General features: G+C 72.0%; 4 protein-coding genes. 3 read left to right on the top strand and 1 reads right to left on the bottom strand.

Going from position 1 to position 5269, the window contains the following annotated elements; translation table 11 throughout:
- Positions 1 to 1502, bottom strand: a 1502-nt coding sequence (locus QR78_RS31425) for a GumC family protein (protein WP_162234110.1), incomplete at its 3' end; no start/stop codon positions are given.
- A gap of 209 nt (positions 1503 to 1711) precedes the next feature.
- Between QR78_RS31425 and QR78_RS31420 the strand changes: the two genes are divergently transcribed.
- From QR78_RS31420 to QR78_RS31410, 3 genes are all read left to right on the top strand, one after another.
- Entirely contained in the window at positions 1712 to 2296 is a 585-nt protein-coding gene (locus QR78_RS31420; RefSeq protein ID WP_048431567.1) for a polysaccharide biosynthesis/export family protein, read from the top strand.
- 172 nt (positions 2297 to 2468) lie between these two features.
- The gene (locus tag QR78_RS31415; RefSeq protein WP_082172196.1) at positions 2469 to 3743 is read left to right on the top strand and encodes a glycosyltransferase; all 1275 of its coding nucleotides are present in this window, start codon (positions 2469 to 2471) and stop codon (positions 3741 to 3743) included.
- Positions 3744 to 3889: 146 nt separating this feature from the next.
- Positions 3890 to 5269 (top strand): exopolysaccharide biosynthesis polyprenyl glycosylphosphotransferase (locus QR78_RS31410; RefSeq protein ID WP_048431566.1); only part of this gene is annotated, 1380 nt, incomplete at its 3' end.

Below are 5269 nucleotides of genomic sequence, written 5' to 3'. Positions count from 1 at the left end.
GGGGGATCGCCGGCGAGCAGCGCCTTGGCGACGACCCCGCCGATGGCGAACAGGAACGCGATCACCGTGGCGAAGAGGATGATCGGCAGCTTCTTGGGGAAGGACGGCAGGTCGGGCACCACCGCGCGGGAGACCACCCGGGCATCCGCCGGGGCGGCGCTCGCCGCGTCGCGGGCCGCGGCCTCGCGGAACCGGCCGAGATAGGATTCGAGCTGCTCGCGCTGGGCCTTCGCCTCGCGCTCCAGCGCCCGCAATTCGACCTCGTCGCCATTCGCCTTGGCGACGATGGTGCGCTGGGCGTCCACCGCCGCCTGCAGGCTCTCGACCCGGCTGCCGGCGATGCGGGAATCGTTCTCGAGGGTACGCACCGCGCGGTCGGCGGCGGCCCGGATCTGCGTCTCCAGGCCCTCGAGCTGGGCGCCGAGCTCCTTCATCCGCGGGTGCTGCGGCAGCAGGGTGCGGGCCTCCAGCGCCAGCTGCGCCTTCAGGCCGATGCGCTGCTCGACGAGGCGGCGGATCAGCTCGTTGTTGGCGACGTCCGGGATCTCGAAGCTGCGGCCGTCCTTGAGCATCTCGCGGATCAGCTTGGCCTTGGCGACGGAATCGGCCTGGGCGGCGCGGGCCTGGGTCAGCTGGGTCGAGAGCTCGGCGAGCTGCTGGGCGGCGAGCGGCTGGTTGGCGGTGCCGCCGCTGCCGATGAGGCCGTTGCGGGCGCGGAACGCCTCGACCTTGCCCTCGGCCTCGGCGACGCGGCTGCGCAGGGCGTCGATGTTGGAGCCGAGCCAGGTCGAGGCGTAGCGCGCGGTGTCGACCTTGGCGGCGGCGAGCGAGGAGAGATAGAGGTCCGAGATCGTGTTGGCGGCCTTCGCGGCCAGCTCGGGGTCCTTCGAGCGGAACTCGATCGTCAGGATGCGCGACTTGCCGGCCGGGTAGACCAGCAGCCGCTCGAAGTATTTTTCCAGCACCCGGTCGACCGGCTCGCGGTCGAGGGGGTTCTGGGCGAGGCCGAGCATCACCAGCACCTGCTGGAGGCCGCCGACGCCCTTCACCATCGGGTCGAATTCGGGGTTGCCGACGAGGCCGAGGCTCTTGATCGCCTCGCGGGCGATGTCGCGCGACATCACCACCTGGACCTGGCTCGCCACGGCCTGCTCGTCGATCGGCTGGGGCAGCTCGCCCCGGTCCTGCTGCAGGCGCGTCAGCGCGCTGTCGCGGCTCTCGAGCAGGAGCTTGGCCTCCGCGGTGTAGCGCGGCGTCACGACATGCACGAAGACGACGGCGAGCCCGAAGGCCACGACCGTCGGCAGCAGGATCACCAACCAGCGCCGCCGCAGCAGGCGGCCGACATCGCCGAGAGTCAGGCCGTCCGAGGACGCGCTGTCGGCGTCCTCGCGGGGCGCGAGGTCGGGGCGGGCCGCGTCCGGGCCCTTGCGGCTGCGCCCGGCCAGGCGGTCGGGCAGGCGGGCACGCGACCGCTCGGCGAAGGGGAAGGCGCGGGGCATGGCGGACCGTCTGTCAGGACGCGGAGAGAGACGGCCCGTGGACGGGCCGCGCCGCGATAACACCCGATTAAGGTTGCCGACAAGTTAAGGCACTGGCGGCGCGGACGATCCGGTTCCGTACGCCCTGTCCGGGTGAGACTTCATTAACCATGCCGCCCTAGACCTCGGGCATCAGACCTCGCCGACACGATCTGGACTGGCCGGAAGCGATGAACCGACGCGCCCTCCTCACCGGCATGGTGACCACCGTGGCGACCACCCTGGCGCTCGGGGGCTGCCTGCGGCCGGAATACCGCACCGCTCTGCTCGACGAGACGGGAACGGGCTCGGTCGGTGCCGCCTATTCCCTGGCGGCCGGCGACAAGCTGCGGGTGATCGTCTTCGGACAGGACAACCTCTCGAACATCTACGCGGTGGACGGCGCCGGACGCATCGCCCTGCCGCTGATCGGCCCGGTCAAGGTCGCGGGCGGCTCCACCGCCCAGGCCGCCCGCGCCATCGAGGCGCGCCTGCGCGACGGCTTCGTGCGCGAGCCCCACGTCACGGTCGAGGTCGAGGTCTACCGGCCGTTCTTCATCCTGGGCGAGGTCACGACCTCGGGCCAGTACCCCTATGTCAGCGGCATGACGGTCGAGACCGCGGTGGCGATCGCGGCGGGCTTCGGGCCCCGCGCCGCCCGCGACTACGCCGTCGTCACCCGCGAGGGGCCGACCGGCCTCGTCTCCGGCATCGTGCCGATGACCTACCCGGTGCGCCCCGGCGACACGATCGTCGTCAAGGAGCGCTGGTTCTGAGGAGTGCCCGTGCTCCTTCCCCCGCCCTGCGCGCCGGCAAGGTCTGGGACGCGACAGGCCATCCTGCGATCTCGACTTCCACTGACCAGCGGTTAACCACGCGCCCGTCGATCCGGGTACGGACAAAACTTTCGACCGGACTTTAACCGGCCGGGTACGGTCCCGGGGCGAGATGGAGGCTGCCGCGCGCCGCGGCGCCGTCATCGAGCCTGAGGACACGCCCGTGGCCGCCTCCCCACTCCGCCTCGTCGCCAGTCCCGCTCCGCGGGACGCCGCGCTCCGGGATGCCGCCCCGCTCGCGGCGGCCGCGCCGCGGGAGCGCATCCTGCACGTCTTCCGGGCTCCGGTCGGGGGCCTCTTTCGCCACGTCGTCGACGTCGCCCGGCTCCAGGCCGCGGCCGGCCACGATGTCGGACTGTTCTGCGATGCCAGCACCGGCGGTGCCCGGGCCGAGGCCGCCCTGGCGGATCTCGCCCCGCACCTGACCCTCGGCGTCACCCGCCTGCCGATGCGCCGCAACCCGCATCCGAGCGATCTCTCGGCGCTTGCCGCCCTCTCGCGGCTCGCGCGCCGCGCCGCGCCGACCGTGCTGCATGGGCACGGCTCGAAGGGCGGCCTGTTCGCCCGCCTGGTCCCGGTCGGGTCGGCCTTGCGTCCGGTGCGGGCCTACACGCCGCATGGCGGCAGCTTCAACTACCGCCCCGGCTCGGCCCTCCATCGCCTCTACATGCAGGCCGAGCGCGTGCTCACCGCCCGCACCGACGTCTTCCTGTTCGAGAGCGACTTCATCGCCGGGCGCTACCGGGCCTATGTCGGACCGACGACGCGGCTGGTGCGGATCGTCCATAACGGCATCGCCGCCGAGGAATTCGCCCCGATCGACCGGGCGCCGGACGCCCTCGACCTCGTCTATATCGGCGAGCTGCGCGAGGCGAAGGGCGTCCCGGTGCTGTTCGAGGCCCTGGCGCGCCTGCGCCGCGAGCGCGGACGGCGCCTGACGCTGCTGGTGGTCGGCTCGGGGCCGGACGAAAATACCCTGCGCACGCGGGTCGCGGCTCTGGGTCTCGCCGAGGACGTGCGCTTCGAGCCGCCCCAGCCGATCCGCGCCGCGCTGAGCCGCGCCCACGTGATGGTGGTGCCCTCCCTCGCCGAATCGCTGCCCTACGTGATCCTGGAGGCGGCGGCGGCGGCCCAGCCGATGGTCTCGACCGATGTCGGGGGCATCCCGGAGATTTTCGGGCCCGCCGCCCCCGCCCTGGTCCCGCCGAACGACGCCGCCGCCCTCGCGGGCGCGATCCTGCGCAAGGTCGACCAGAATCCGGAGGCGCGCCGCGGCGAAGCGGCGGGCCTGAGCGCCTTCATCCGCTGCCGGTTCTCGATGGACCAGATGGCCGAGGACGGGCTCGCGGGCTATGCCGCCGCCCGCCAGCGGATCGTCGGAGCGTGAGGGGATGCCCGCCCCGGGATCGATCCATTTTTAGCGATTCGATCGCGGGCATCTTAATGCTTTTGTCAGTGCCCACGGGCGATCCTCCGTTTTCCACCTAGATCGATGCGGGGGTCTCCCCCGCGAGCCGTGACCGGAACCGTGCCATGAGTGCGTTCGACGTCCGCGACATCCTCAAGACCGTGGCGGCCGACCAGGGCGGCCCGCTCGGCCGCGCCGGCCACGAGCGCGAGGCCGTGCCTCCCGCCGAGACCGTGGCGCCGGTACGGCCGGACCCGGCGGTGTCGCCGGTGGTGTTCACCGGTTGCGTCCGGGCGGTCGAGTTCGGCCTCGTGGCGCTCGCCGGCCTGTGCGCCCAGCGCTGGCTCCTCGCCGGCGTGGTGCCGCTCCATCTCGGCTACGTCGCGGCGATCCTGGGGCTCGCCGGCCTCAACGTGCTGGTGCTGCAGGCGCTCGGCGCCTACGGGATCCGGGCGTTCCGGGCCTTCTTCAGCGTCGGTGCCCGGGTGGTGCTCGGCTGGTCGCTGGTGATGCTGCTCGCCGCCACGGTCCTGTTCTTCGCCAAGCTCGGCGACAACTACTCGCGCCTGTGGCTCGGCACCGTCTATGGCGGCGGGCTGGCGCTCCTGGTGGCCGAGCGGCTCGTCCTGTCGCTGGTGGTGAGCGCGCAGATGCGCCGCGGCCGCTTCGACCGGCGCGTCGCCGTCGTGGGCGGCGGCGAGCCGGCGGAGGCCCTGATCCGGGCGATCGAGGCGCAGGGCGATTCCGGCCTCAAGGTCGTCGGCCTGTTCGACGACCGCAACGACGGCCGCTCGGCCGACGTGGTCGCCGGCTACCCGAAGCTCGGCACCGTCAGCGACCTCGTGACCTTCGCCCGGCGCACCAAGGTCGACCTGATCGTCTTCACCCTGCCGATCTCGGCCGAGGCGCGCATCCTGCAGATGCTCGCCAAGCTCTGGGTCCTGCCGGTCGACATCCGCCTCTCGGCCCATGCCTCGAAGCTCCGGCTCCGCCCGCGCAGCTACTCCTATCTCGGCTCGGTGCCGGTGCTCGACGTGTTCGACCGGCCGATCGCCGACTGGGACGTGGTGGTCAAGGGCGTGTTCGACCGGGTGGTCGGCGCCGTGCTGCTGCTGCTGCTCTCGCCGGTGATGCTCGGCGTCGGGCTCGCCGTGAAGCTGACCTCGCGCGGCCCGGTCTTCTTTCGGCAGAAGCGCCACGGCTTCAACAACGAGATCATCGACGTCTACAAGTTCCGCTCGATGTATACCGACCAGTGCGATTATACGGCGAGCAAGATCGTCACCAAGGGCGACCCGCGGGTGACCCCGGTCGGCCGCTTCATCCGCAAGAGCTCGCTCGACGAGCTGCCCCAGCTCATCAACGTGGTGAAGGGCGACCTGTCCCTCGTCGGGCCGCGCCCGCACGCCCTCCAGGCGAAGGCGGCCAACACCCTCTACGACCAGGTCGTCGACGGCTACTTCGCCCGTCACAAGGTCAAGCCCGGCATCACCGGCTGGGCCCAG

The sequence above is a fragment of the Methylobacterium indicum genome (assembly GCF_001043895.1).
Taxonomy (GTDB): domain Bacteria; phylum Pseudomonadota; class Alphaproteobacteria; order Rhizobiales; family Beijerinckiaceae; genus Methylobacterium; species Methylobacterium indicum.
This window is presented reverse-complemented; position numbering and strand designations above follow the sequence as displayed.

Coding starts and splice junctions, on each gene's coding strand:
- QR78_RS31420 (WP_048431567.1), top strand. CDS start 1,712: ATGAACCGACGCGCCCTCCTCACCGGCATGGTGACCACCGTGGCGACC.
- QR78_RS31415 (WP_082172196.1), top strand. CDS start 2,469: ATGGAGGCTGCCGCGCGCCGCGGCGCCGTCATCGAGCCTGAGGACACG.